This is a genomic window from Spirosoma spitsbergense DSM 19989 (genome assembly GCF_000374085.1).
Lineage (GTDB): Bacteria > Bacteroidota > Bacteroidia > Cytophagales > Spirosomataceae > Spirosoma > Spirosoma spitsbergense.
The window spans coordinates 22,582-47,379 of record NZ_KB893576.1 but is presented as its reverse complement, the minus strand read 5'-3'; the positions used below and the strand labels follow the sequence as shown (position 1 = coordinate 47,379).

22 protein-coding genes and 1 pseudogene are annotated in these 24,798 nt (G+C 52.2%); 12 read left to right on the top strand and 11 right to left on the bottom strand.

What is annotated here, in order from left to right:
* Positions 1 to 35 precede the first annotated feature (35 nt).
* Both B157_RS0125345 and B157_RS0125340 read left to right on the top strand, forming a co-directional pair.
* Positions 36 to 1,010, top strand: coding sequence for an IS701 family transposase (locus B157_RS0125345; RefSeq protein ID WP_020605019.1), 975 nt, complete (start codon positions 36 to 38; stop codon positions 1,008 to 1,010).
* A 119-nt stretch (positions 1,011 to 1,129) separates the two neighbouring features.
* Positions 1,130 to 2,728: a serine hydrolase gene (locus tag B157_RS0125340; protein WP_020606117.1), complete on the top strand. Its 1,599-nt coding sequence runs from the start codon at positions 1,130 to 1,132 to the stop codon at positions 2,726 to 2,728.
* A gap of 17 nt (positions 2,729 to 2,745) precedes the next feature.
* Here the strand turns inward: B157_RS0125340 and B157_RS0125335 are convergent, their stop codons facing one another.
* Positions 2,746 to 3,399 carry a hypothetical protein gene (locus tag B157_RS0125335; RefSeq protein ID WP_020606116.1) on the bottom strand — a complete coding sequence of 218 codons (654 nt, stop codon included), beginning with the start codon at positions 3,397 to 3,399 and terminating at the stop codon, positions 2,746 to 2,748.
* A 132-nt stretch (positions 3,400 to 3,531) separates the two neighbouring features.
* Positions 3,532 to 4,125 carry a hypothetical protein gene (locus tag B157_RS0125330; protein WP_157618587.1) on the bottom strand — a complete coding sequence of 198 codons (594 nt, stop codon included), beginning with the start codon at positions 4,123 to 4,125 and terminating at the stop codon, positions 3,532 to 3,534.
* Between the two features lie 289 nt (positions 4,126 to 4,414).
* Between B157_RS0125330 and B157_RS0125325 the strand changes: the two genes are divergently transcribed.
* Positions 4,415 to 5,080, top strand: coding sequence for a hypothetical protein (locus B157_RS0125325; protein ID WP_020606114.1), 666 nt, complete (start codon positions 4,415 to 4,417; stop codon positions 5,078 to 5,080).
* The gene (locus B157_RS0125320; protein ID WP_020606113.1) at positions 5,055 to 6,095 is read left to right on the top strand and encodes a sensor histidine kinase; all 1,041 of its coding nucleotides are present in this window, start codon (positions 5,055 to 5,057) and stop codon (positions 6,093 to 6,095) included. Before B157_RS0125325 ends, B157_RS0125320 begins: the two co-directional genes overlap by 26 nt.
* A 72-nt stretch (positions 6,096 to 6,167) precedes the next feature.
* On the opposite strand, the gene B157_RS0125315 is transcribed toward B157_RS0125320, so the two are convergent.
* The 3 genes from B157_RS0125315 to B157_RS0125305 are packed head-to-tail and all read right to left on the bottom strand — an operon-like array spanning position 6,168 to position 11,096.
* Positions 6,168 to 8,882, bottom strand: a complete 2,715-nt coding sequence (locus tag B157_RS0125315) for a M4 family metallopeptidase (protein WP_020606112.1) — start codon at positions 8,880 to 8,882, stop codon at positions 6,168 to 6,170.
* A gap of 27 nt (positions 8,883 to 8,909) precedes the next feature.
* Positions 8,910 to 9,665 (bottom strand): hypothetical protein, encoded by a 756-nt coding sequence (locus B157_RS0125310; protein ID WP_020606111.1) that lies wholly within the window; start codon positions 9,663 to 9,665, stop codon positions 8,910 to 8,912.
* Positions 9,666 to 9,701: 36 nt separating this feature from the next.
* Positions 9,702 to 11,096, bottom strand: a complete 1,395-nt coding sequence (locus B157_RS0125305) for an OmpA family protein (protein ID WP_041952276.1) — start codon at positions 11,094 to 11,096, stop codon at positions 9,702 to 9,704.
* Between the two features lie 233 nt (positions 11,097 to 11,329).
* Here B157_RS0125305 and B157_RS0125300 point away from each other — a divergent pair, with 233 nt between their 5' ends.
* Both B157_RS0125300 and B157_RS0125295 read left to right on the top strand, forming a co-directional pair.
* Positions 11,330 to 13,303 (top strand): histidine kinase, encoded by a 1,974-nt coding sequence (locus B157_RS0125300; RefSeq protein ID WP_041952275.1) that lies wholly within the window; start codon positions 11,330 to 11,332, stop codon positions 13,301 to 13,303.
* 132 nt (positions 13,304 to 13,435) lie between these two features.
* Positions 13,436 to 14,194: a LytR/AlgR family response regulator transcription factor gene (locus tag B157_RS0125295; protein ID WP_020606107.1), complete on the top strand. Its 759-nt coding sequence runs from the start codon at positions 13,436 to 13,438 to the stop codon at positions 14,192 to 14,194.
* A gap of 122 nt (positions 14,195 to 14,316) precedes the next feature.
* Here B157_RS0125295 and B157_RS40320 read toward each other — a convergent pair whose 3' ends face one another.
* Together B157_RS40320 and B157_RS0125285 are read right to left on the bottom strand one after the other, a co-directional pair.
* Entirely contained in the window at positions 14,317 to 14,526 is a 210-nt protein-coding gene (locus tag B157_RS40320; RefSeq protein WP_342664715.1) for a hypothetical protein, read from the bottom strand.
* Positions 14,516 to 14,791 (bottom strand): hypothetical protein, encoded by a 276-nt coding sequence (locus B157_RS0125285; protein ID WP_020606105.1) that lies wholly within the window; start codon positions 14,789 to 14,791, stop codon positions 14,516 to 14,518. Before B157_RS0125285 ends, B157_RS40320 begins: the two co-directional genes overlap by 11 nt.
* Positions 14,792 to 14,949: 158 nt before the next feature.
* Between B157_RS0125285 and B157_RS0125280 the strand changes: the two genes are divergently transcribed.
* From B157_RS0125280 to B157_RS0125270, 3 genes are all read left to right on the top strand, one after another.
* The gene (locus B157_RS0125280) at positions 14,950 to 16,188 is read left to right on the top strand and encodes an MFS transporter (RefSeq protein ID WP_020606104.1); all 1,239 of its coding nucleotides are present in this window, start codon (positions 14,950 to 14,952) and stop codon (positions 16,186 to 16,188) included.
* Positions 16,189 to 16,286: 98 nt separating this feature from the next.
* Positions 16,287 to 16,826 carry a putative metallopeptidase gene (locus tag B157_RS0125275; RefSeq protein ID WP_026308961.1) on the top strand — a complete coding sequence of 180 codons (540 nt, stop codon included), beginning with the start codon at positions 16,287 to 16,289 and terminating at the stop codon, positions 16,824 to 16,826.
* An 89-nt stretch (positions 16,827 to 16,915) separates the two neighbouring features.
* Positions 16,916 to 18,151 (top strand): hypothetical protein, encoded by a 1,236-nt coding sequence (locus B157_RS0125270; RefSeq protein ID WP_020606102.1) that lies wholly within the window; start codon positions 16,916 to 16,918, stop codon positions 18,149 to 18,151.
* Positions 18,152 to 18,200: 49 nt separating this feature from the next.
* Here the strand turns inward: B157_RS0125270 and B157_RS0125265 are convergent, their stop codons facing one another.
* The gene (locus B157_RS0125265; protein ID WP_020606101.1) at positions 18,201 to 21,758 is read right to left on the bottom strand and encodes a carboxypeptidase regulatory-like domain-containing protein; all 3,558 of its coding nucleotides are present in this window, start codon (positions 21,756 to 21,758) and stop codon (positions 18,201 to 18,203) included.
* 35 nt (positions 21,759 to 21,793) lie between these two features.
* Positions 21,794 to 22,123 (bottom strand): putative quinol monooxygenase, encoded by a 330-nt coding sequence (locus B157_RS0125260; protein ID WP_026308960.1) that lies wholly within the window; start codon positions 22,121 to 22,123, stop codon positions 21,794 to 21,796.
* Positions 22,124 to 22,285: 162 nt separating this feature from the next.
* Between B157_RS0125260 and B157_RS0125255 the strand changes: the two genes are divergently transcribed.
* Both B157_RS0125255 and B157_RS0125250 read left to right on the top strand, forming a co-directional pair.
* Positions 22,286 to 22,549 carry a hypothetical protein gene (locus tag B157_RS0125255; protein ID WP_020606099.1) on the top strand — a complete coding sequence of 88 codons (264 nt, stop codon included), beginning with the start codon at positions 22,286 to 22,288 and terminating at the stop codon, positions 22,547 to 22,549.
* Positions 22,546 to 22,950 carry a putative toxin-antitoxin system toxin component, PIN family gene (locus tag B157_RS0125250; protein ID WP_020606098.1) on the top strand — a complete coding sequence of 135 codons (405 nt, stop codon included), beginning with the start codon at positions 22,546 to 22,548 and terminating at the stop codon, positions 22,948 to 22,950. Before B157_RS0125255 ends, B157_RS0125250 begins: the two co-directional genes overlap by 4 nt.
* A 140-nt stretch (positions 22,951 to 23,090) precedes the next feature.
* On the opposite strand, the pseudogene B157_RS0125245 reads toward B157_RS0125250, so the two are convergent.
* Positions 23,091 to 23,306 (bottom strand): annotated as a pseudogene (locus B157_RS0125245) (carboxypeptidase regulatory-like domain-containing protein); the annotation flags it as partial.
* Positions 23,307 to 23,341: 35 nt separating this feature from the next.
* Positions 23,342 to 23,671, bottom strand: coding sequence for a putative quinol monooxygenase (locus tag B157_RS0125240; protein ID WP_026308959.1), 330 nt, complete (start codon positions 23,669 to 23,671; stop codon positions 23,342 to 23,344).
* Between the two features lie 116 nt (positions 23,672 to 23,787).
* Here B157_RS0125240 and B157_RS0125235 point away from each other — a divergent pair, with 116 nt between their 5' ends.
* On the top strand, positions 23,788 to 24,759 hold the full coding sequence (locus B157_RS0125235) for an aldo/keto reductase (RefSeq protein ID WP_020606095.1): 972 nt from the start codon (positions 23,788 to 23,790) through the stop codon (positions 24,757 to 24,759).
* Positions 24,760 to 24,798 lie beyond the last annotated feature (39 nt).

Here is a 24,798-nt window from a genome sequence, read left to right as displayed (position 1 = left end):
TAAGTTAGAGTAAGGATCAAATTTTATCAGGCGTTATGGCAATTGATGAGTATGTAGCCTATCTAATGAGCAACGTGTCTCGAAGTAGTTGCGTCAAAGCGGGACAAATCTTACAAGTGTCTCATGATGAGGTCAATCGATTTCTAATTAACGCCGAATATACAGGCCGTGATTTGTTTGAATCGGTTCGGGATAGTCTTGACTTACAGGGTGGTATTCTCTCAACCGACGATAGTGTACTTGATAAACCCTATACCCAGGCAGGTACCACCGAGTTAGTAGGCAAGTTCTGGTCCGGCAAGCATCACCGAGCCGTTCAGGGTATTGATTTGCTGGTACTGATTTATACCCACAAGGGTCATAGCGTGCCGGTTAACTTCAGACTCTACCGAAAAGAAGAGGGTAAAACTAAGAATGACTACTTTCAGCAGATGATGCGGGAGCTCTGGCAGTGGGGATTGCGTCCGGCTTGGGTGACGGCTGATAGCTGGTTCTGTAGTTTGGACAACCTCAAATTCCTGCGCAATTTAGAAATAGGGGTCATGATGGGTCTGGAGAAGAACCGGCTGGTGTCCAGTCAACCAGGTGAGTATGAGCAAGTCGGACGGGCTGATATACCAGCCAGCGGCTTGTTCACTCACCTGAAAGGGTTCGATTTTATAGCGGTGTTTCGGAGAGTTGGCAAAGACGGCAACGCGCGACACTATCTACTGTATCACCCAGATGGGGCTTATGCACAGGCCCATCTGTACACGGTTGCTTGTTTTGAGCAGGTGCATCTGGCTCATTGGCAGGTAGAGGACTTATTTCGTAGCATCAAACAGGTCTGTCAGGCCGAGCGGTTTTATGTTCGGCTGACCTCGGCCATTACGACTCATCTATACAGTGTTTTACGGGCCTTCCAAAAGTTAGCGGCCATGAGTCGGGATGGGCTCATTGGGTCGGTTTACGGCCTACGAGACGAACTCTATCGAGAGACTCAACGAAACTGGATACATGAATTTGCGTAACTCCTATAGTATTGACTTTATACAAATTTACACTTTTTTTGCCCATTACCTCCGATAGCGAACAACGCTTTGCGGCACATTTGCCCAACCGCCATTATAGAATCACAAAACGGTTACCCATGAAAAAACAACGCCAAATCCCCCTCCTTTTCTGGCTGATTTACCTGACTGCCGGAAGCTTACAGGTCACTACGGCCCAAGTGATTACATCCCCGCAGATTGACGCGCTGGTTCAACGCACACTGACGACGTTCGAGGTGCCGGGGATTGCCGTGGCGGTTGTAAAGGACGGTAAGGTAGTACACGCGAAAGGGTACGGGGTTCGCTCGCTGAAAACGAAGGAGAAGATAAACGAAAACACCGCGTTTGGTATTGCATCCAACAGTAAAGCCTTCACGTCAGCCGCCATCGGGATGTTGATGGATGAAGGAAAACTGACCTGGGACGATAAGGTGATCGACTACATTCCGGAATTTCGGATGTATAATGGGTACGTGACCGAAGAATTTACGATTCGGGATTTGCTCACGCACCGCAGCGGTCTGGGCCTGGGTGCGGGCGACCTGATGTTCTGGCCCGATTCCAGTAATTTCACCATCAACGACATCATCCATAACCTGCGCTACCTAAAATCGGTATCGGGTTTCCGGACCAAGTACGACTATGATAACCTGCTGTACATGGTGGCGGGCGAAGTAGTAGAGCGGGTCAGCGGCAAGCCCTGGGAAGTATTCGTAGAAGAGCGCATCATGAAGCCGCTGGGCATGAATCGCAGTGCGGGTTCCTACGTTGGATTGGCCGACAAGGTCAACGTGATTGACGCGCACGCGCCGGTCAATGGGACGGTGCAGGTCATCGACCGCGATATGTTCCGGTTTGGGTATTCGGCAGGAGGAATTAATTCCAGCGTGGCCGACATGAGCAAATGGGTCATCACCCAGTTGAACAACGGCAAATACGGCGACGGGAAGCAGCTGCTCAGCGAAAGTGTCCATAATGAAATGTGGGCACCGCAAACCATCATCCCCGTTGGTCCCACGCCAGTCCCGCCCTACAACACGCACTTTGCCGCTTACGGACTAGGCTGGTTTCTGTCGGACGTAAAAGGCTATAAACAGGTGACCCACACGGGCGGGCTGGCCGGTATGGTAACCCAGGTGACGTTGTTCCCCGAACTGAAACTGGGCATTATCGTCTTCACCAATCAGCAGTCGGGCGCGGCCTTCAGTGCCATTACCAACACCATAAAAGACAGTTACCTGGGTATTCCGGCATCGGATTGGGTCGCCAAATACGACGAGCGGGTGAAGAAAGGGCTGAATGAAGCGGATAAACTCACGAAGGATATCTGGGCCGATATCACCAGCGAGCAAAAGAACAACACGGCAAAAATTGACTTCTCAACCTACGCAGGTACCTACCGCGACCGCTGGTTTGGCGATGTAGTGCTGAGTCAGAAAGATGGCCATTTTACGTTCCAGTCGGTGCGGTCGCCCAAACTAACGGGCGAGTTGTTCTATTACAAGGGCATCACCGGTTCGGCGCCCCAATTTGTGGTAAAATGGAACAACCGGAGCTTCGATGCCGATGCCTACGTTACGTTTCAGGTCGATGATACGATGAAACCGGTTGCCATAAAAATGAAGCCCATCTCGCCCCTCACCGATTTCAGTTTCAATTTTCAGAACCTTGATTTTCAGCGTGTTAAGGAGAAATAGGCCGTAAATAACTACAATCAATTATCAGTGCTTTGATGCGGTGGAGATGGGTTGGTTTGGTACGTGGCACCGGTCAGATTTTCGATTATCGTTCCCGTTCCTCCCGAGGCTGATATGAAGCTGACAACTAGTACATTGTACCTGATTCTCTTCGTAACCGGGTCTTTCGTAGGAATGAAAAGCAACTGGGGGCCTCTGTCCCTTACTTTCTCGATGTCCTGAATCATGGTCTTCATGTCCTTCGCGTAAAAGACCTGGTTGTTCACGTACGTATCAGGACCGATGGCTACGGATGATTTGCCAATGGGCGTCAGGAAAACGTCGCTACTGTCGGGCGTAAATTTCCTAAACTGGTTCACGTTCCGGGAAGCTCGTTTGAATCGCCACCCGTGTAATGTTACCGCGTCGTCTTTTACGTAAAATTCGAACACAAAGTTTATGTCTTTATCAAGTTTCTTTTGGGGATCCTGTAGGTTAAAAAGAACATCGACACCTATCTGCAGGGTATCCAGGTAGATAAGTGGTATTTTTTGGCTAACGGCCGCACCTGATTTAAATGCAATCGTACCAATCACACCTGGTGTGGTCTGTTTAATTTGACCATACGCCGTAAACGATAATACAAGCAGGCCTAGAAAAAGGAACTTCATGGAGGCAAATAGATTCTTCATGGAATGGAATTGGGGTAGAATTCATTCAATAATTTTCATAGTTCTGATGCGGTGGGGACGGTCCGATTCAATTACCAAGCCCCGGATTGGCATCAGGAGAAGGAGAAATAAGGTCTCAAATATTACTCACAATTAATCAAATCCCTGATGAGGAGGAGACGGATTAGTACTATAGGTTGGGTCTGTATCAACTATGCTGACCGGTAAAAACTGAATAAATATTTTGTAATAGATTCTGCCCCCCGGGGTATCCTGCGTTGGCTTGAAGTGTAGAGTCGCATTTCTACCTGCGATGAAATCAACCATATTTTTTTCATCATTCTTACCAAGTACTTGGTTACCTACGTACGAATTTGGCCCAACGGTCAGTGTTGTTTGTTCAAAAGGAGTCAATTTCACATCAGGTTCGCCATTATACTGTCCGGGACCCGCCCCTGTGCTTTTAAGTATCCAACCATATAGTGTTATATCCGTATCACCAAAGAAGTGTTCAAAAACGAAATTTTTATTTCTATTATCCTTAAATACACCAGAAGATACCGTCAATGAACTTAGATAAATCGTGGGAATTGTGTTACTTCCTGCTGTACCACTTAAGTTTGAGGTTATCGTCGTAGAATCTTTACTTCCAGTATTGGTCTGGCTCGACTGACAGGAAGTCAGCAAAAAAGGCAGGCAAACTAGTGCGCAAATAAACACATGTGCGGTAGTATGGAGTTTTTTCATGGACAGGATTAGAGTAGACCGGATTAGGTTACCAAAAGGTAAGCGTTTATTTTTACAGAACAAATTACCTCCCTAATAATCAAACACTTATTCCTGCATTCATACGTAATCTCATAACGGCAACTACCCGAAAAAAGCCGGTACTTATCCACCATTCACCAAAACGACTTGCCTTACGGTATCCCCTATACGCTTTCTATAAAATTGGTGTTTACCATAAGAGCGGTGGCCATCCGTTTTTTCCTTCCATAGCAGTCATTTATCCAACCCATAAATTATTACAAACACAATGGTACAGTCACTGCTTGATTGGTCGGAAGTATGGGCATTACTAATACCGCTGGTTGCTTATTCCTTCCATCGCCAACAGCCTGCTTACTTCAAGCCGGTCGTCGTCTACCTGTGCGGGGCATTGTTGCTTAATCTGGCGATTGATTTTATCGGGGATTTTAAAGCGTATTTACCCAACTGGCTACAAAGTAATCTTATCCTATATGCAGTTCACTCTTTATTCAGACTGGTGTGTTTTGTGTATTTCTTTGCCCGGCTGCACCAATCCCATTTTCGCTTATTCAGGCGTTTTTTACCCTGGCTGTACCTACTGCTGATCACGGTGAATTACCTTTTTCTGGAAGACTATCTGGATAAGAATCAATTGAGCGGTAATCTGTTTACAATTGAAGCGTATTGCCTGCTCATCTATTGTCTGCTCTTTTACCTGTCACAGCTCCGGACGGATGTGGAAAGTCTGCAGGACGATCAGGAATTCTGGATCGTAACCGGGCTAAGTATCTATGTGGTGGTAAACTTTTTTATATTCCTGTTCTACGTGCCCATGCTTCGGGAAAATTCCATGCTGGCTGAACACATGTGGAGCGTCCATAATGTAGCCTACATCATTCTGTGTCTGTTCATAACCAAAGCCCTGTATGTACCTGTTCGACCTGTCTATTGAGTACCGGGTAATTATCGGCATTTCAGCCATGGTACTGCTGTTTGCCGGCTTCCTGATTTCGTTCGTGACCTCCCAGCGAAAGAAGATTCAGTATAACCAGGAACTGCAACTGTTGCATGAACAGCAAAGGCAACTGCTACTGGAACAGAATAACCTGCTGGAGCAACGGGTTCAGGCACGGACAACGGAGCTGAACCAGCAAAAGGAGGCTCTGCAAACGTCGCTAAGCCATTTGAAGGCCACTCAGATACGCCTGGTTCAACAGGAAAAACTGGCTAGCCTGGGGGAGTTGACGGCCGGTATTGCCCACGAAATTCAGAACCCGCTTAACTTCGTCAATAACTTCTCAGAAGTATGCGGTGAACTGATCGAGGAATTGAAAGACGAGATTAGGGGGGGCCACACCGACGATGCGCTGGGCCTATCGGATGAACTCACAAAAAACATAGAGAAGATTGCCAAGCACGGCATCCGGGCCAGCCGGATTGTAAAAGCCATGCTCGAACATTCGCATAGCCAGTCCGGCGAGCGCCAGCCCACCTCAATCAACGCCCTGGCCGACGAATACCTGAAACTGGCCTATCATGGCCTGCGGGCCAAGAACCCTGCCTTCCAGTGCGAACTGATCACTACATTCGATCCACAGATGGGGTCGGTCAAGGTCGTTTCTCAGGAAATAGGTCGGGTTTTGCTCAACCTGTTCAATAACGCCTTCTACGCCGTAACCGAGCGGGCAGGGAAAGAGCCGGGGCACTTCCTGCCAGTCGTTACGGTCAGCACCGCCCGGCAGGAAAACCAGGTGATCATCCGGGTAAAGGATAACGGTACAGGAATACCCACAGCGGTGCAGGCCAAACTATTTCAGCCATTCTTCACCACCAAACCTACCGGCGAAGGTACCGGACTGGGCCTGTCACTCAGCTACGACATTGTAACAAAGGGCCACGGAGGCACCATGGAAATGGCCAGCACGGAGGGCGAAGGGGCGGAGTTTATCGTAACCCTCCCCCGCTGACCCCATCGCGACCACACATATCAAGCCGACCGGGGCAAAACATTTTGCAACGGGTACCGGAGAAACAGGCGACTACTGAAACACAGGAGCATCAGAAAACAGCTTGTCAAAACTGTTTGGTACGCTCTCGCTGATATTTTGCATCTGTATCATATCCAGATAGTTGACGGGAAACCCACGCATGAGGTAGTTTATGGCGGAGTTTTGAGGAATGAACGCAGCCATTGGAATAATCTGGCATACGTCCGACAGCCGCAGGGGAATTTCCGTCGTTGACCACCAGGTCATGGCAGGGCTTAACACATACTGCCGGGTCAGGTATTTGCCCTGATACAGGGTGGTTTGCTTGACGTGGTCTTTATCGAACTGGCGCTTGCCGCCCTTATTACGCCAGAACGCGGCTTCGGAAATAGATTTACTGCTTTCGGCCATTTCCTTCTCCTGAGCCTTCGTGTCGGCTTTCACCTGCTTCATCTGCTGTTGGCCGTACAGGATAGCCGCTTCGGTCTGTTTGAGTTGGGCGCGCTCTTCGGGGTTGGTGGCGGGGCTGGCCAGAGCGGCCCGTACCTGCTGGAGTTGTTCAGCCATCAGCACCTCCTGCGCTGGAAGCAGCTCATCGTTCATCCGGGCCAGGTAGCTGCCATAGTAGTCTTTGGGCAGGGTAGCCGAGTTTACTCCGTCGGCGTTCTGCACTACGGTAGTGGTGTAAGCACTATTCCGGCGCGTAAATATTTTAGAGATACTCTCCGGGTCTTTGTAAACCCACACGATACTGTCTCCCTTAACGTACAGCATAGACCGGGTCTTTTCGCTACCGGACTTCAGCACCATCTCCATCGACCAGCCGGGTCTGCAGAGCGGTGGCGGGTCGGCCAGTACACCCACCGCATACCATGCCTGTTTGACCGATTGTGTGAAGTCGTGGCAATCGCCGAAGAGTTGTTCGGCGGTGGCAATCGTTTCGCGACAGAAATCGTCGTAGGTGGCCGAGCGCCCCAGCCGGGGCAGCGTCTGTAGTAGCAGCCGGGCAGCCCGGTCGTAGCCAATCGGAGTTTTCACGTCGTAGCTTTTCTTGAGTCCGTTCTGGCCTTTACCGCCTTTTATGAGCAGATAGAACCAGCGGTTACCCACCCCGGAGTTGCTGTGTACGTTGCCATCGTCGAAGGTTACACTGGTTGGTTTCCAGGGAGCAACGTTGTATGTGTCGGGGTCACCTTTGGCCGTAGGATTGGCCAGATTCCGGAAACCACCGGGGCTTATTTCTTCGCCAATGAGCCAGTTACCGTTCAGCGTCTGGTGGTCAATGATGATACTAAACATATCGGCAATGGCTTCATCGAGCGCCCCCGACTCTCCCTGATAAATTAGTTTGTTGGCGTAGGTATTGACGGCATGGGTAAACTCATGGGCCACTATCTGAAGCGTAGCAACGGGTTTGCGGCTGATGATGCCATACCGAAATCGCTTTCGGCTGGAACTCCAATCGGCATTTTGTTCATTGTAGGGTTCGATACGGACCGACGCACCGGCATTATTGTAACTATTCAACCCCAGTTTCCTGAAGTAACGGGCGGTTGTTCGGAAGCCGTAAAGTACGTCGAAATCACCCCGCAGCCGGAGTTGGTTATCGGCAAACGTCGAGTCTTTCGTAACTATCGGAGCGAATGGCTCTATGCCAGGCTGCACCACGACAATGGTGGGGGTTTCGGAACTGTCGGCCAGGGCAAATACCGGAATCCCTTTCGGTCCCACCCGTCGGGTCAGAAAAACGGGCTGTTTACCGTGGTGAAATGTTGGCACCGTAGCCGGCAGCGGACCGGTGGGAGCTACGTGACAGTTCCGGGTCAGGGATTCCACCGCAACGACTACTCCCGTGCGGGTGTTGAGGTACCAGCGTTTGCTGCTGCCCGCCCCCTCTACCACAAAGGGCTGCGTGAGTACGATAGCGGTACTGGCCGGGTCGAGACCGGGAGACATCCAGACCAAAGGCTCCGCCCGGGCGTAGGGTACCGACGCAGATTCATCCGCATCGCTGGCTACGAGCGTCAGGCTGGGCTGACTGGTGGCAGTGCGGAGCTTGGGCAACAGCGTAGCGGGTAACGTTCGGGCATCCGGGCTGGGAGCGGTGTTCTTTATTTCGAACAAATCGCCGTTGGCGCGGGCTACGTGGCCGTTTTTGTCGAGAACGATACTAAAATGAGCTAACCCAACCACATAGCCCGCGTGCAGTTGCTCATAGCGGATGGTTTGCTGGCCCCCAAAGTCATAGCGGTCCGTTTCGCGGAGGGTGACCCCAAATTTTTTGCGCATGAAAGCCGGAAACTGGTCGGCGGCAAGTTTGCTCTCACTATAAAATCGAAACTGGGCGGGCAAACCCGAATAGTGCCCCGGTTGCTCGTCATAAATCAGCGATGCGGGCGTGGTATCCGGCTGAGCAATCCGTTTTTTGAGCGCGGCCATCATGGTTTCGCTGGGGTTGAGGCTGTCTTTTTCGGACGTACTGGCGGGCTGATTTTTTTGGCGGGCCGCTTCGGCGAGGTCATCTTTTAATTGCCGGATGGTCTCATCTCTGGATTTTTCAAGTTCACGAATCTGGTCCGGTGTCGCGCCGTTTTTCTTCATCTCCTGAATCTGCTCGTTCAGGAGCCGTTCCATGTAAACCGGGTCGGAATAATTTTTCAGTTGCTGACCCGCCTTATCGAGTTCAGCCTGCTGCGCGGGTGTAAGTTGCTGTGCCCAGCCTATGGAGCCAGTCAGGAAAAGAAGAAAAAAGAACAGATAACGCATAACAGCCATGTGTTTAGGGTTTGGCACCTACGGGCACCTGGCCAGTACGCTGGCGGCTAGTTTTTTGGCCAGATCGAGGTTAGCCACCTTATCGGGGCCAACGTTGGCCATTACCCGAAACATCGTGCGCCCTTTCAGTACGTGCAGTTCACTGGCAGGCACGTCCCACGAAGCCGCATCACCCAGCCCGGCTACGGGGTCGAACTCAATTTTGCGGTTCATCAGGGTACCGGCCGTTGCTTTACCCGCTTTTTGCGCTGTACCCGACAGCCCCTTTTCAGCCATTTTTTTGTCTAGTTGTTTGTCCATGTACTCCTTTGCCCGTTTCAGTTCGTCGGGGGTCGGAGTGTGGTACATCTGCCTGAAATAAGCCTTTGCATCGGGATGGTATTTTTCGCTGACCTCCTCAATCCACATCAGGCCAATCGTGTAAACATCGGGCGTGTTCACCTTCATGCCCATCACCTCGCGGGTGGTAGTCGTACCGGTTGGCCACTCGTATTTGTAGGTATCGTGTTCTGCGTATTTTTCCGACTTCCGGTATTCGAGTTCAGCTTTGGAGAAATCGCCGGTATAGTATTTTTTGATAGTATTCAGGGGCAGGGCTTCGTCCATTTTCGTCTGATACGTGAGCAGGCACGTGCCCGCTCCGGGGCTGCTGCTTTCGGTGGTCGACAGGTTTGCAACGGCGGCAGTATTAGTGGCCTGGGTAGTGTTCGTTTCGGTTTTGCCGCCACAGGCCATCAGCAGGGTAACAGAGAAAAAGAGAACAGATATTTTCATGTCGATGGAGGGTTTTGCTGACGCAAGTATGCGTCTCTACAACTTTATAAATTCGACGCGCCGGTTGTTGGCTTTACCTTCGGGGCTGGTATTGGGGGCAGCTGGCTGGGTTTCCCCCTTACCGTCGGTTTCCAGACGGCCCGCGTCGATGCCGAACTCACTGGCTAAGGCTGCCCTGACCGAAGCCGCCCGGCGTTTGCTGAGGTCGAGGTTTTTGGCGTCGTCGCCGTCCGAATCGGTATGACCAACGATGCGTACGCGAACCCCGGCGTTTTCGGTCAGCGTACCGGCAATGTCTTTCAGGACACCGTAGGATTCGGGCCGGATTTTGTCAGAATTAACGTCGAACAGAATGCCCGTTGTGCTGAATTTACCCTCTGTCATGAGTTTGGAACGCGTATCGGGGGCGCCCACCGCCAGCCGGATGTTCGAGATGAAAAACTGGTTGCGATCTTCCGACATGTCGGAATGAAAGCGCATCGCGTTCAGTTTTACATCGGCCGGAAAAATGCGGGGCAAATCAAACACTTTCACTTCGTCAACGTACACCCGGAGCCGTTGTTTCTGCCGCCACAGGGCCATGTGAAATACCTTACCATTATTGTCGGGGTTGATAGCTAAAGCCATATCGCGTTCGCCCCGCAGGTCGGTATAACCACCCTCTTCATTGGTCTGGAGAAGCTCGGCGTTACCCGAACCCATACCCCCGTTAATGAGGAACGTTGCCCCCCGCCCGGCGGCCTGGTGCGTAATGCGGTCGTCGTTCTTCTTCGTTTCGTGTACCGTTGTGTAAAGGCGCTGAGCGTAGGCGTAGTCTTTATCGAAGCCGCTGTAAACCAAATCATATTCCAGCGTAAAATTATCGGGCAGGTCTTTCACAAAATCGGGGATGAACGAGGTACTTTCCGTTTTCCGGACCATGAGCCACTTGCCGGGTTTACCTCCGATGGTCACTACCTCAGCCGAGCCATTGGTATTCCATTTGGCGGGAAAATCACCCACGGCATCCTGCTCAAAATCCTCGGCAGCAACGATTTTATCGCCCGGCACGAAATCGAATTTACTATAGGCTTTCAGCGGAACGGGTTCATTGGTTTTAGCGCCCGACGGTCTGGCAGCGTTATCCGCTGACCCGGCCGAACTGCTGCCCGATACGGAGCCTGCATTACCGTCGGCTGGTTGCTGGTCGGTATAGGCATCATCAGCCGGTTTTGTGTCCTGGGCTTTTTTATTTTTCTTTTTGAAGATATTGCCAATTCCTTCCTCAACTTTATCGAGTCCCCGGTTAATACCCTGGTCAACTTTGTTGTTTACCCGGTATTCGACGTTTCGTTCGGCGGCTCGTTTGGGATCGTAGACCTGAACCTGCGCGTGGGAAACAGTAGCTAACGGGCAAAGTCCGATTATAAAAAACAACGAATGACGTATCACAAGCAGGCTGGTTAGATGAAAACTAAACGAGTCTAAATCTAAAAAATCGTCGTTAATCGGGTAATACCAAACCAATTAACCGGTCATTCGGGTGAGTCAACGGTGGGTTTGAGTGAATAAGCATGTAGACGGTTCTCGGCCTGAAATCCGATTCGGCATACTCAAACCGCATCTGGGTTAATTCAATCCGGATGTACCTGGCAATAATTTGTAGTATTGATAAAAAAGAGCCGATGCGCTGGTTACTCGCTATACTATCAGGTCTGGTGCCGCTGCTGGTCCGGGCTAATCCCGCTGCCGATACGGTCAGGATTAGCCAGTTGTCCGGTCGTATCTCCCTCTACGAACGGGCCACAGTGACCAGTACCGACTGCGAAACGACCTATGAAAAAGCCCTGAGCGATACCCGCCGGATTATTCTTCGGCACGGGCAAACGACCGATGCCCGACAGGCCTACTGGCTACACATTTTCCTAAAAAACGATACCGACACGATACAGACAACCTACCTATCATCGGCGGATAATCAGCTTGTAACGCTCTACCTGTTGCTGGATGGGCATACCCATTCGCAACGCTTCGGCAGCAGCGTATCTACCCCAGACTGGCCCACGGCCGAAAACGAAAAGTACGCGCCCATCACGCTGGGCAATGGCCGTGTGGCAGAGTTGTGGATTCGGGTGGCAAATGCCCGTGGTGTACTACCGCCCATAACCCGGTCTTCTTTTCCCCGTCCATCGCTGAGTCTGTCTTTTCAGACGGCAACAGACTATAACGAGCAGCTGTTGCACAACCGGCAGCGTAACGCCCTCGAATTGCAAAACCGGTCGTGGATAGAGGGGGCGCTGTTGTTTTTTCTGTTTTTCGTGGCGTTCATCTACCTCCGTTATCCGCAGCCGCTCTATGGCTATTACGCCTTATACGTGCTGGCGGGTTGCAGCTACGCCCTGCTGAAAGCCCGCTCCTACACGCCGGTAGGTCACTGGCTCGGCTACGCTCCTATGCTCCAGGCCCATCTGCTCGAACCCGTTATCTGGGCAGGCTGGAGCGCCTATCTATTCTTTCTGATGGCGTTGCTGACTCTCGGGCAACGCCATCCCCTGGCCGCCCGACGGATTCGGGGGTGTGCCCGCGTAGCAATTGCCTACAGCCTACTCTACGCGGTTCTGTTGCTGCTCACCAATGACGGAGGCCTGCAACAAATTGGGTTCTGGATGAGCCGCATAGTGTTCGTCTCCGCGCACATAGCCATACTGGCCTGGCTCGCGCGGGCTGTACCCTCTCCCCTAACCCGGTACGTACTGCTGGGCAATGCGCTGCTTATAACAGTTGGCATTATGGCCTCGCTACGGGCGAGCAATGTCCTGCCAGACGGTATATTTCTGATCAGCGAACTCGAAAACCTGCTCATGCTATCGTTCGGCATCCTGCTCGAAATAGTAGTTTTTGCGCTGGCACTGGCCTACCGGATTCATCTCATTGACCGGGAAAAGATAGAAACACAACGGGCGTATATCGAAGAAATTGAACAGCGAACGATCTACGAAAAGCGTATTGCCGAGGTCGAGATGCTGGCCCTGCGCAGTCAGATGAACCCGCATTTCCTGTTCAACAGCCTGAATACTATCGAATATTTTGTGCTGAAGGGCGATGAAGAGAAGGCGACCCGGTATCTATCCGATTTCTCCCGTCTGCTGCGACTGACGCTCAATCATTCCAATGAAGAAACCGTCCGGCTGTCGGAAGAATTAATGGGCCTGCGCCTGTATCTGTCGCTGGAAGCAACCCGTTTTGGCGACGAGTTTCACTACACGATTGAAGCCGATGCTGCCATCGACCAGGACGATGTACGTCTGCCTCCCCTGCTGCTCCAGCCTTTCGTTGAAAACGCCATCTGGCACGGACTCCGTCAGAGTGACCGGCCCAACAAACGGCTCTGGATTCGGCTGTTGGTGCAGGACGAACAAACACTTCGGTTCGAGATTGAAGATAATGGTATCGGGCGTCGGCAGGCAGCTGATTTAAAGAGTCGTTCGGCCACGCAGCGTAAATCATTTGGCATGGATATTACCCGGCAGCGCATGGACCTGTTCAACAAAAATTACGCTTCCCGGCTTTCCATTGACCTCATCGACCTGGAAAATAACGGGCAGACCGGTACCCTTGTACGGATGACCTATCAACTAAACGCTATCAATAGTCATTGATGATCATTCGCTTCGCTGTCATGACGTGGTCATATCATGTCAAAACAACCAATAAAATGACCACTAATGCCAACTCAATGACCGCCAATGACAATAAATGACCACCTAATATCTATATGACCGCCACTAACCATGAAAGTTATTTTGATTGACGACGAAAAATACGCCACAGAGCTACTGGCTATCAAACTCCGGAAACTGGCGATGGACGTAGACATACTGGCAACGTTTCAACAGCCCGAACTGGCGGTGGACTACATCCGCCAAACCCCGTTCGATATCCTATTCCTTGATATTGAGATGCCCCGGCTCAATGGATTCGACCTGCTGGAGCGAGTGGGTGAGTTCAATTTCGATGTAATTTTCACGACTGCTTACGACCAGTATGCCATCCGGGCGTTTCGGTTCAGCGCCCTCAATTACCTGCTCAAACCCATCCAGGAATCTGAACTGAAGGAAAGTCTTGACCTGTGGCAACAGCGCAGAACCCGGCAGTTGCAGGTTTCTCAGTTCGCTCTGTTCAAAGAGTATTACCAGAACCCCTCCCCCGTGGTTTCGACCCGTGTAGCCTTACCCACGCATGAAGGCCATGAAATCGTAATCATTACCAACATTGTACGCTGTACAGCCGATGCCAGCTACACCCATTTTTATATGGATGGTGGCCATTCCCTGCTCATTTGCCGGACGCTGAAAGAAGTGGAGCAGGCACTTGAACCCAGTGGTTTTGTGCGGGTACACCACTCCCACCTGATCAACCCGGCCTACCTGCGCAAGATTGTGAAGCAGGAGGGTGGCTACCTGCTCATGGCCGATGGCGCTCAGGTGCCGGTTACCAAAGCCAAACGGGATTACCTGCTGGAGCAACTCAGCAACATCGAACGCCGGTAAAAGTTAAAGGCCCGCTTCGTTCAGAAGTTGATTCAGGAAAGAATCGGCAATATCGGCCTGCTCGGCCTTGTCGTAGATGGAGAGTAACACAACCCGTTCGTCAATGGCTACCACACAGGTAATTACCCGTGCGCCCCCTGATAGTAGTGCCCTTTGCTCTTGATAGCCATTCGAATTTTATAGCAGTTTTTGCCGATAGCCGTTCCCTGGTCGGGATTTTCTTCCAATAGTTGACCCAAGGCACCCACGTCTCCTTTCAGCGAGGAGTATTTTTTAGCCAGTCGTTTAAACTCTCTGTCGAAGTTCGGTATCGTCTCGACTTTATAATTCATCGAGCAAATCAGATAGCGGTCTAGCCTTCAGCTTCCCTTCCTTCATCAGCTTCAACCCCTTGAAACCCTGCCTAATGTTGGCCACTGTTTTACGCTGAGTGGCACTCAGGCCAGCCTCGTCGTTTGATCCGGGCTGTTGGGGTGCATCGGTTTCTTCTTCAAGGAGTTTCGCCAGTTTCTGCTTGTCTTTGGCGGGCAGTTGACGAACCAACTGGGCTACCTGCTGAAAGGTCAGTTGCGTTTGAAATTGTACGGTAGTGGCCATGACTCTTTTTTCGGTAAAGATACACACGTTCATCCAATCGTTTTGCTAATGGCTCCGCGTTACCGACAGTCATTCACTACCGGTCATTTCCTGTAAAAGCTCCCCGATAGTAGTGCCCGACTCCATGGTGAATGGCTATAAATCCAGTACCTTTCGGCATGGTTCAGGACCGCCGGTTGTTGCTCATTTATGCTATTATTTTTTTCGATGTTGTTGTCGGTTCAGCGGTGGCTCCCGTGTTACCAGCGTTTGTGAAAGGACGATTCCATCCCGAGTTGTGGCTGGCTCTGGGTACGGGACTTTTTCTGGGCGTGCAACTATTCTCGGGACCGTTGCTGGGCAAACTGTCTGATGGTTACGGTCGCCGGTCCATTTTCATCGTATCGGCCGTTGGTACCCTGCTGGCCAACTGCCTGCTGCTCCCCGTCCGGCTGGGATTTTACCTGGTGAACCGGGTAAGCGATGGCTTAACGAATGGCATGTACGCTACGGTCCGATCAGCCATTACGGATATTTCGCCCCCGGAGAAGCTCTTTAAAAATCTGGGTATCGAAGGATCGATTCTCTCGCTTGGTTTCGTGGTCGGGCCGGGCGTAGCGGGCTTACTGCTAACCGTGCTCGACGTAACCGATGCCGAAAACCAGGCGCGGGTCGTCATTCTGATGGCCATTATCCTATCGACCGTCAATGTGGTATTGAGTCTACTCCTGCGCGAAACAAAACAGACACCCCCTGTACCGATTGACCTGAGCGAGCTAAAAACCGAGGTTGGGCAGGCAGTGGATATTACAACGCTCTGGCAGCGACTAGCCCGTAAGGACACAGCCTCTCCAGGACTGAAGCAGTTGGTACTCATGCAGGTAGCCCTCACCATGAGTACGGGCTACTACTTTTACTTCGTCACGTTTGTGAGCTTCGGTTCCATGCAGATGGATGCCCGCCAGATTTCGTACTTCTTCATGTATTTCGGCTTCCTGAGCGTGGTTATAAACTACGTGTTCTACACCTACTTTGCCGACCGCATCAATCAGCGCCGGGCCATTGTCTGGCTGGCCGCCCTGTCGGTACCGGTGCTGGCAGGGTACAGTTTTATTGGCACCTCAGTGGTAAGTTTATACGTACTCGTTACCATCGACTGCCTGACCATCTCGCTGATTCAGGGATTGATAGAGGGTCTAATGGCAGGGCACACGACGGACGCCGACCGGGGCGAAATATTTGGCATCAATCAGGCCATGCAGGGGCTGGCAAGTATAACCACAACGGTGCTTTTTGGCGGACTATCCCTGCTCGACCTGCGCCTGCCCTTCATCTGGTTTGCCCTGTGCGTGGGGGCGGTGGCGTGGCTGGCATGGCGAGGGATGAAGCCCAAAAAACAGAATGCCCTTCTACGGTAAAAATTAACCGGCTTGCCCGGAATGGTACGTTCATTCAGCGAATTCATAATCAGGACGAATCCGTCTTTTTTGTACCTTCAATGACTTCCCGCTCCTTTATGCGTACGATATCGCAATTTTTGCTGTTACTACTCCTGATTCTGCTCAGTTGTCAGTCCTCCCAAACGGCCGAGCCGGAACCGATACAGTACAGCGTCCCGGCAGAGGTAGAACTGTATGTGAAGTCATTCCGGGAAGAAGCCGGCAAGCGGAATAATCCGGTGTCAACAGCCAATCTGATCATCACATTCGGAACGGTACTAAAGGAAGATATTTGCGGGGAATGCCTGTTGGAGAACGGGAAAACGCCCCGCATTGTCCTGAACAGTGACTCCTTCTGCTGGCAGAAGGCCAACAAAGAAGAACGGGAAGGCCTGGTTTTTCATGAATTAGGCCACTGTCTGCTCAAACGAATCCATCGAACCAGTAAATTTACGATGGGTGCTTACGAGAGCCTGATGAACCCCGATAATGTAGGTGTGTATGCGCCCTGTCATTACCCAATCGGTGGGGAAGAGTGCGATAAACGCAGCCGTCGGGACTACTACATCGACGAGTTATTCGCCCCTGCTACGCCAACACCAGCCTGGGCCAAGTAGCCCTTACCAAGCACGGACAAGTAGTAGTACCCGACCAGCCAACGCTTTTACAACCAGCACCTTATCCAATCACAATTATCTATCCCCCCATGAACTTACCCAGACAGGTCCTATCCACTCTCGTTATCCAGCTTATCCTCATCTGCCTTAGCAAAGAACCAACCTCCGCCCAGACGGTTTCGCCCAAACCACTGCTGATTTATTACGGCTTCCCCGCTAAAATAAACGGCCTGACCACCGCGCAAGAAGCCGCTACCGAGTTTAGCCGCTACGCATACGTCGTTTGGCCCGATCAGATTGAGGATTACAGTAAAAACCCGGCGGAAGCTCCTAAGGCCAAAACGATTCTGGACCTTATCAATCCAGCCACCAAGGTATATGGATACGTTAGTCTGTCGCAGAAAATACCCACTCCGCTCACCGAAGCGCAGATTTTTCAACGGCTGGATGCCATCAGCGCATTTGGTTTTAAAGGCGTACTTTTTGACGAATGCGGGTATGTAGATGGCGTATCGCGCAGCCGCATGACCAACGCCGTACAGTACGCCCACACTAAAAACCTGGTGGTGCTGGCCAATACGCTCTACTCCACCTGTCTCTTCCAGAATGCCTACAACCCGGTGTATAACCCGACCCAGATACCCAGTGCGCTTGGTAGTCAGGATGGTTATTTATTTGAGAGTCACGTAATTATTAACGGCAACTACTTTCGTTTTGCCGGAGAAAATGGTTCTCAGTATGATGAGTGGGATTACTGGCGGGCCAAATCCGACACCTTGCGGCAGTTTCAGAAACAGATAGGCTTTAAGGTTTTCTCCATCACCACACCCGATTATTTCAGTACCTATACGCAGGCCAAACATTATTTTGCCTGGTACTGCGCCTGGCTCTGGGGCCACGAAGCTACTGGCTGGAGCGAGCAGAATTACAGTTCCGATGCGCCCAACATTACCTCTTCTAATCTGGCCCCGTTCAGAACACCCCCCACGATTACTACACCAGGTAATCGCTTCCTGACCGAGTTTTCACGGACGGGTAACGAACACTTTCGATTCACGAATACGGGGAGAATCTGGGCTAATACAGAAACCAAAATGGCCGGATTTACGACCTGTGGCACCATCACCAGTAGTCAGACGGGAGTCTGGACAAATGCGGGGATCTGGTCGGGCGGGCGCGTTCCTTACCCCTGCGATGCGGTCGTTATCGGTCAGAACCATACCGTATCCATTCCTGAACCCGTAACCGCCCGGAAAGTAACGCTGAATCAGAATGGCAAAATCCGGTTCGATACACAGGGGAAATTAATCGTGGCAGGCGAATAGCGTTCTTGCGTTGGCTTAGCCCTACCCCGATTCCAGTACGGAAACCTCCTTACTGCACCTTTATCAACGTCACCCCCACTACCGGGCGGCCGCTCATGCTGATGCCCTGTACGGTTACGCGAAGGGTACGAACCACATCGGAGAGGGGGAACTGTACCTGACAGCGTCCCTGCCCATCGGTTTGCATCAGCGGTTTCCAGTATAATACATCCCGTCGGTCGATGCGGTCATTCAGGGCAACGGGCTGGGACTCGGTAGCGTAACGGGGCACGTAAAACTCCCGCTGCACGGAAGGGTAGCCAATCAGTTGAACAGCCTTCATACCCTTCTTCTCCTCGTTTTTGAGTTGGTCAGGCCGGTAGGTTTTAGTATAAAAAGCAATCACTCCGCTACCACCCCGAACCCCATAAATACCAGCCGTTCCGCCGTTTTTCAGCAACTCGACCCGTTCGATATCGCCCGGACTAAAATTCAACAGGCCCGTTCCATCCTGATCCTGAATAGCCATGCCATCTATCAAAAATAAGGGCGATGTACTCCCATTCACGCTGTTGGCACCCCGAATCAGTACCTGATACCCGGATTTTTCCGATGTCGTTATTTGCAGCACATTTACACCAGCTAACCTTCCCCGTATCATTTCGTAAAGATTGGCAAAACTGGAACTGTTCTCGTCGAAAATAAGCGTTGCATCAGCCGAATTATGTATACTCCTGCGACGAATATCGTCCGGGCGTTCATCGGGTCTTCGTGCCCGTACCACTACTTCTTTGAGTTGTTTAACGGTTTTATCCCTATACAAATCGACGTCGGCTTCCTGCCGAACGCGGGCGGCCGCTAACTGAGCACGCAGGGCAACCCAGTTAGGCATACTACTCATGGTATCTTTCTCCCAGGCCGTGCCCGGACCCTCCAGCACGAGGTGGGCTGCTTTATCGGGCAGTTCCTTCAGTTGGTGATCGGTAAGCTGGGTCATCAGTTGTACCGTGTCGGCAATGGGGAGTCCCGCCAGCCGGAACCGCCCTCTCCGGTCGGCCCCCGCCGACCGGACGAACGATGGGTCGGACGTGGTAGAGGCCACGATGACCTGTGCATCGGCAATGGGCTGGTTTTTAGCGTCAAGTATGCGGCCCATCAGCGACACGCCCCCCAGTAGTTCGGTTTGGGGCGTACCCGTCACCCGTCGCCAGCCCTGGGTGAGCAGCAGGTCGTCCAGCGCCCGGCGCGTTTCGGGGGTATTGTCTTTCAGGTAGCTATTCGGTTGCTCCACGCGGCCCCGTAGTTCGCCCGTCAGCAGCAGGTGGGTTTGAAATGTAGCCGCAGCCGTATCGTCCGGCACCTGCCCCACGTCCGTAACCGAAGCCGACAGAGCTGCCACCACGGGAATGCCATCATCGAACAAATTGACGCTTAGGATGGCCCGCTCACGGGGCTGATAGGTGGTTTTATTCAGGCCCAGCAACACGCGAAGGGGCGGCAACCGGTCGGGAATGAAGAACAGCCGCTCGGCCTGCGGATGAGCCGAGGCATCGTAGAGGGTTAGCTGATTCAATCCCGCCGGAAGCCCTGCCACGGGCAGGCTCACGCGGGCCACGCCGTTTTCCAGTAGTACTTTTCGCTGGTCCACAATCCGCCCCTGCTGCTGAATCAGAATATACGCGGAATCCTGCGCCGACCGGCTGGTGCCGGTAATGGTGATACCTAATCGGTTAGTATCGCTGACGACATCAGCGGACAGCAATAGTCCTTCTGACTCTATGGCAGGAAGGGATACAACCTGCTGCTGCCCGTTGTACGCCAGTTCAGCGTAGTATTTCCGTCCTTCAACCGGCGTTAATATGACACTACCCATGCCCAGCGCACTCGTTTTGAACCGGGTGATTTCTGCCCCTTCATTATTTACAACCCGCCCCGAGACCAAAACGCCCTTTCCATCCGGCCCAATCGCTTTGATACCCAGTCGGGCGGGTAATCCCGTTATCCAGCGGCCACCTTCGGGCAGAAACTGGACATCCAGGGGCTTCGACTCCATTTCAATATTTCCGGCTGCTGTTGACTGAACAAGGTTGTACACCGCAATCGAACGTTCGAAAGCCGGTCCATGCTGGGCATCATCCTCATCGGTATACGCCCGCAGTCGATACGTACCGGAAGCCAGCGAGTCTGACAGGCGAAAACTTCCCGCAGCCCGGCCATCCGTTACCCGCAGCCACTGGTGCTGCACGAGTTTACCGGCGGGCGTCAGTAAGTCTACATGGACAGCCGTTTCGCCCAGAGGCCGACTATTAGTGCTGGCATCGAGCAGGTAGGTACTGAGCCACATACGGTCGCCGGTGGCGTAGAGCGGTTTATCGGTGTGGACGAACAGCACCGGTGCCCGGAGGGTAAACCGGTCATTGAAGGCCGTAGCGATGCGATTCATCCGGGCATCGGGCGGCAGTAATTTTCCCTGCGCCACAACCGGCTTGCTGCTGACGGAATCTGCATCGATTTTATTCGGCTGCCAGTCGGCGGGGAGCATTCGCGACAGGCGGTCGTCGCCCAGCGAGCCGGACTCTTCCATGCCGTTCGGCACCGTCACCGTCCCATCGACAGTCAGTTGTATCTGGCCAGTGGGGAGCTTAATTTCCGAATAGGCATACCGGGCATCCACATAGGGTGAATAGTTCGATGTGGCAAAAGTATAAAAGACGATCAGCGATTTATCCGATACCAGCCGTCGTTCGAAGGGCAACCGGCCCGGCAGAATCAACCGGTTCAGGTTTATGGGTTGCAAATGCCCTTTTCGGCTGCTATCACCAACCGAGCCTTCCAGCGTAATTCGGTTGGCCAGTGATTTAGCCATCGGCACCCCCATATTTTCCTGATACACCATAAACCCTTCCTGCGCGTAGGTACTGTCAATCAGGCTGGCCATCAGGTGCCGGGTCGAGCCTTTGTAGGCAATCATCCGGTTGCGCCGGAAGCGATTCGCCTGCCGTTCGTTTTCCGGTTTCATCTCCTCGAATCGGGTGGTACCGGCAAAATACACTTTCCGGGAGGTCCCGTCGAAATAGAGCATATCGTACCACATCCGATAGCCGGTAGCCAGATTTTCGATAACGACGGGTTCAGCGGCCGTCGCTTTCAGGTGGCCCCTTTCTTCGGTGAAATTGAGGGCATCGGGATTCATTATCTGGCACTGCCCCACAAAAGGCTCGCCAAGGAGTTGTTTTTTAAACTGTTTGAGGTGCTGCTGCCACTTCTTGTAGTTGCCATGAACGGTTACCGAAGCCAGCATTTTGTCGGTTGGCTTAAGCCGGAAGTTAGCACTTTTTGTCTGTCCATCCTCAAACCGGAAGGTACCCTTCTGCGGAGTGTACCCAACAAAGGACGCCACGATCTCCACGTTACCCAGCGGCACGCCCGTCAGCGAATAGTGGCCTTCTTCATTCGTCAGCGTACCGTGCGTGCTGCCATCTACATACACATTGGCAAAAGGCATCGGCTTTCCCGTCACCGCATCGGCCACAATACCGGTTAGGGTCGTGGTCTGGGCAACCGACAGCGTTGCCAGTCCCAGGAACAGGCAAGTGGTTAACCAGATACGAATAGACCGATAGTTCATGGATAGTCAGCCGTAGATTTACCCGTTTCAGAAGCCTAAAGGTAACCCAATTTACTTACACCCGAATCGCCGGGCACCTCCTCCAGTTTCTGGCCCGAAAAGGCCACGGCCCGCTCGGCAAACAGAGTCTTCGTAGCCGCCCAGGTGGTCCGGAAAAGGTGGCTCTGGCGGTAGGCTTCCAGCGCATCCGCCGACGCCCACAGGCTGTAGGTCATCCGGACATGGGGGTGGTCGGGGTCACGCAGGAGTTCGAGGTGGAGGTTGCCGGGGAAAGCCCGGATGTGGTGTTTCGACTGATTAAAGATGGCCTGAAAGTCATCGAGCTTATCGGCTTGAAACGTCATACGAACGATACGAATAAGCATGAGGGCAGGTGATGTAGGGGTAAGAGACAAAACTACGTTACGCACTGGAACGAGCTTCCTATTCAATAGGGTAAGGCAGATTCATGCTGTTGCGCCACCATTCGCATAGCCACCAGGTACACCATTGGCCTGGATTTATTAACTTCACAAAAAAACACCGATATGAATGCTATTCAGCCACCGTTGAGCAATGCTCAACTTGAATTATTGGATTTATTCTCGCTACAACTACCCGACGATACACTGCTGGAACTAAAGCAACTGTTACTTCAATTCAAATTCGACCAGTTAGACAAACTAGCCGACCAGGAATGGGCTGCCAAAGGCATGACGGAGCAAACCATTACGGAGCGCTTGAACAGTCACCACCGCACACCCTACACGTCGCAAACCCGCCATTTACAGCAACAGCGCGATAAAGCATGACTATCGTACTGGATACCAATGTGCTGCTGGCCTGTTATTCGCCCAAATCGCGGCTGTACCCTATTTGGCAGGCGTTCCGTCAGCAACGCTATACCCTGTGCGTAACTACTGATATGCTGACTGAATACGCCGAAATCCTTACCCGGCATGCTACGCCCGCCCTGGCCAGCTTAATTCTCGACATCATTTTGCAAAGTCCAAATACAACCTTGATTACTAAGCATTTTTTCTGGCAGCTAATAACAGCTGACCCCGACGACAATAAATTTGCCGATTGCGCTTTACTCGCCAATGCAGACTACATCGTTACAGAAGACCGGCATTTTGATGTACTAAATTCCGTACCATTCCCAACGATCAATCTGCTCAGGGCTGATGAATTTCTGGCTCTCCTGGCTTAATTTGTTGTATCTATTTCAGGATGGAGTTGCGCTCTGTTTTTGGCAGGTAGAGTCAAAATTTCCGCAATGACCGGGCTTTTTTGACCTTACGCTCGTATGTTTATCCAAATCAACCAACGCCAGTAATAGTAACCGTCGTTACCCAGCGGCACGCCCGTCAGCGAATAGTGGCCTTCTTCATTCGTCAGCGTACCGTGCGTGCTGCCATCTACATACACATTGGCAAAAGGCATCGGCTTTCCCGTNACCGCATCGGCCACAATACCGGTNAGGGTCGTGGTCTGGGCAACCGACAGCGTTGCCAGTCCCAGGAACAGGCAAGTGGTTAACCAGATACGAATAGACCGATAGTTCATGGATAGTCAGCCGTAGATTTACCCGTTTCAGAAGCCTAAAGGTAACCCAATTTACTTACACCCGAATCGCCGGGCACCTCCTCCAGTTTCTGGCCCGAAAAGGCCACGGCCCGCTCGGCAAACAGAGCCTTCGTAGCCGCCCAGGTGGTCCGGAAAAGGTGGCTCTGGCGGTAGGCTTCCAGCGAATCGGCCGACGCCCACAGGCTGTAGGTCATCCGGACATGGGGGTGGTCAGGATCGCGCAGGAGTTCGAGGTGGAGGTTGCCGGGGAAAGCCCGGATGTGGTGTTTCGACTGATTAAAGATGGCCTGAAAGTCATCGAGCTTATCGGCTTGAAACGTCATACGAACGATACGAATAAGCATGTTTTTTTGAATTCGTTTGCAGTTTGCGGTTTGTCGGGTGATGTTTGCATAACTATTTGTCCGTGCAAACCACGACGGTGGACTAAACTACAAATAACAAAACCCAAACCAAACGTATGAATTACCGAACATTTGGCCGCACTGGCTGGCAGGTTTCCGAAATTGGCTACGGCATGTGGGGCCTGGCAGGCTGGACCGGCTCCGACAAACAGGAAGTGCTCCGTGCCCTCGAACGCTCCGTTGAACTGGGGTGTAACTTTTTCGATACGGCCTGGGGCTATGGCGAAGGCGTTAGCGAGGAAATACTGGGGCAACTGCTCAAAAAATTCCCGGATAAAAAACTGTACGCTGCCACCAAAATACCACCCAAAAACCGGCAGTGGCCTTCCAAAGCCGGTTCCAGCATTGCCGATGTGTTCCCTGCCGACTACATTGTGGAATACACGGAGAAAAGCCTGAAAAATCTGAACGTAGAAACCATCGACCTGATGCAGTTTCACGTGTGGGAAGACAGTTGGGCCAGTCACGACGAATGGCAGGAAGTGATTACCAAACTCACCCAGCAGGGTAAAGTGCAGGCGTGGGGCGTTTCGGTCAATCGCTGGGAGCCGGACAATTGTCTCGACACGCTCCGAACGGGCAAGATTGATGCGGTGCAGGTCATTTACAACATCTTCGACCAGAACCCGGAAGATAACCTGTTCCCCCTTTGCCGCGAACTGAACATTGGCGTGATTGCCCGCGTGCCGTTCGATGAGGGGACATTGACCGGTACGTTTACTAAAGAAACGACCTTTCCGGACAGCGACTGGCGGTCGACGTATTTCGTTCCCGAAAACCTGAACAGCAGCGTGGAGCATGCCGACGCGCTGAAGCCCCTTATTCCGGCCGGGATGAGCATGGCCGAAATGGCCCTGCGGTTTATTCTCGCCAACCCCGATGTACACACTACCATACCCGGCATGCGTCAGATTCGGAACGTAGAAGCCAACACCGGTGTGAGTGACGGGCGTGGCCTGGCACCCGAGTTACTGCACGAACTGAAAGGGCATCGCTGGGATAGAACACCCACCGAGTGGAGCCAGTAGCCGACAAAAACAGTCACCCGTTTGTTGCTGAAAAACCAG

Coding starts and splice junctions, on each gene's coding strand:
- B157_RS40320 (WP_342664715.1), bottom strand. CDS start 14,526: ATGAATTATAAAGTCGAGACGATACCGAACTTCGACAGAGAGTTTAAA.
- B157_RS0125280 (WP_020606104.1), top strand. CDS start 14,950: ATGGTTCAGGACCGCCGGTTGTTGCTCATTTATGCTATTATTTTTTTC.
- B157_RS0125300 (WP_041952275.1), top strand. CDS start 11,330: ATGCGCTGGTTACTCGCTATACTATCAGGTCTGGTGCCGCTGCTGGTC.
- B157_RS0125240 (WP_026308959.1), bottom strand. CDS start 23,671: ATGCTTATTCGTATCGTTCGTATGACGTTTCAAGCCGATAAGCTCGAT.
- B157_RS0125285 (WP_020606105.1), bottom strand. CDS start 14,791: ATGGCCACTACCGTACAATTTCAAACGCAACTGACCTTTCAGCAGGTA.
- B157_RS0125260 (WP_026308960.1), bottom strand. CDS start 22,123: ATGCTTATTCGTATCGTTCGTATGACGTTTCAAGCCGATAAGCTCGAT.
- B157_RS0125295 (WP_020606107.1), top strand. CDS start 13,436: ATGAAAGTTATTTTGATTGACGACGAAAAATACGCCACAGAGCTACTG.
- B157_RS0125345 (WP_020605019.1), top strand. CDS start 36: ATGGCAATTGATGAGTATGTAGCCTATCTAATGAGCAACGTGTCTCGA.
- B157_RS0125270 (WP_020606102.1), top strand. CDS start 16,916: ATGAACTTACCCAGACAGGTCCTATCCACTCTCGTTATCCAGCTTATC.
- B157_RS0125315 (WP_020606112.1), bottom strand. CDS start 8,882: ATGCGTTATCTGTTCTTTTTTCTTCTTTTCCTGACTGGCTCCATAGGC.
- B157_RS0125340 (WP_020606117.1), top strand. CDS start 1,130: ATGAAAAAACAACGCCAAATCCCCCTCCTTTTCTGGCTGATTTACCTG.
- B157_RS0125250 (WP_020606098.1), top strand. CDS start 22,546: ATGACTATCGTACTGGATACCAATGTGCTGCTGGCCTGTTATTCGCCC.
- B157_RS0125330 (WP_157618587.1), bottom strand. CDS start 4,125: ATGAAAAAACTCCATACTACCGCACATGTGTTTATTTGCGCACTAGTT.
- B157_RS0125275 (WP_026308961.1), top strand. CDS start 16,287: ATGCGTACGATATCGCAATTTTTGCTGTTACTACTCCTGATTCTGCTC.
- B157_RS0125235 (WP_020606095.1), top strand. CDS start 23,788: ATGAATTACCGAACATTTGGCCGCACTGGCTGGCAGGTTTCCGAAATT.
- B157_RS0125265 (WP_020606101.1), bottom strand. CDS start 21,758: ATGAACTATCGGTCTATTCGTATCTGGTTAACCACTTGCCTGTTCCTG.
- B157_RS0125320 (WP_020606113.1), top strand. CDS start 5,055: ATGTACCTGTTCGACCTGTCTATTGAGTACCGGGTAATTATCGGCATT.
- B157_RS0125255 (WP_020606099.1), top strand. CDS start 22,286: ATGAATGCTATTCAGCCACCGTTGAGCAATGCTCAACTTGAATTATTG.
- B157_RS0125310 (WP_020606111.1), bottom strand. CDS start 9,665: ATGAAAATATCTGTTCTCTTTTTCTCTGTTACCCTGCTGATGGCCTGT.
- B157_RS0125335 (WP_020606116.1), bottom strand. CDS start 3,399: ATGAAGAATCTATTTGCCTCCATGAAGTTCCTTTTTCTAGGCCTGCTT.
- B157_RS0125325 (WP_020606114.1), top strand. CDS start 4,415: ATGGTACAGTCACTGCTTGATTGGTCGGAAGTATGGGCATTACTAATA.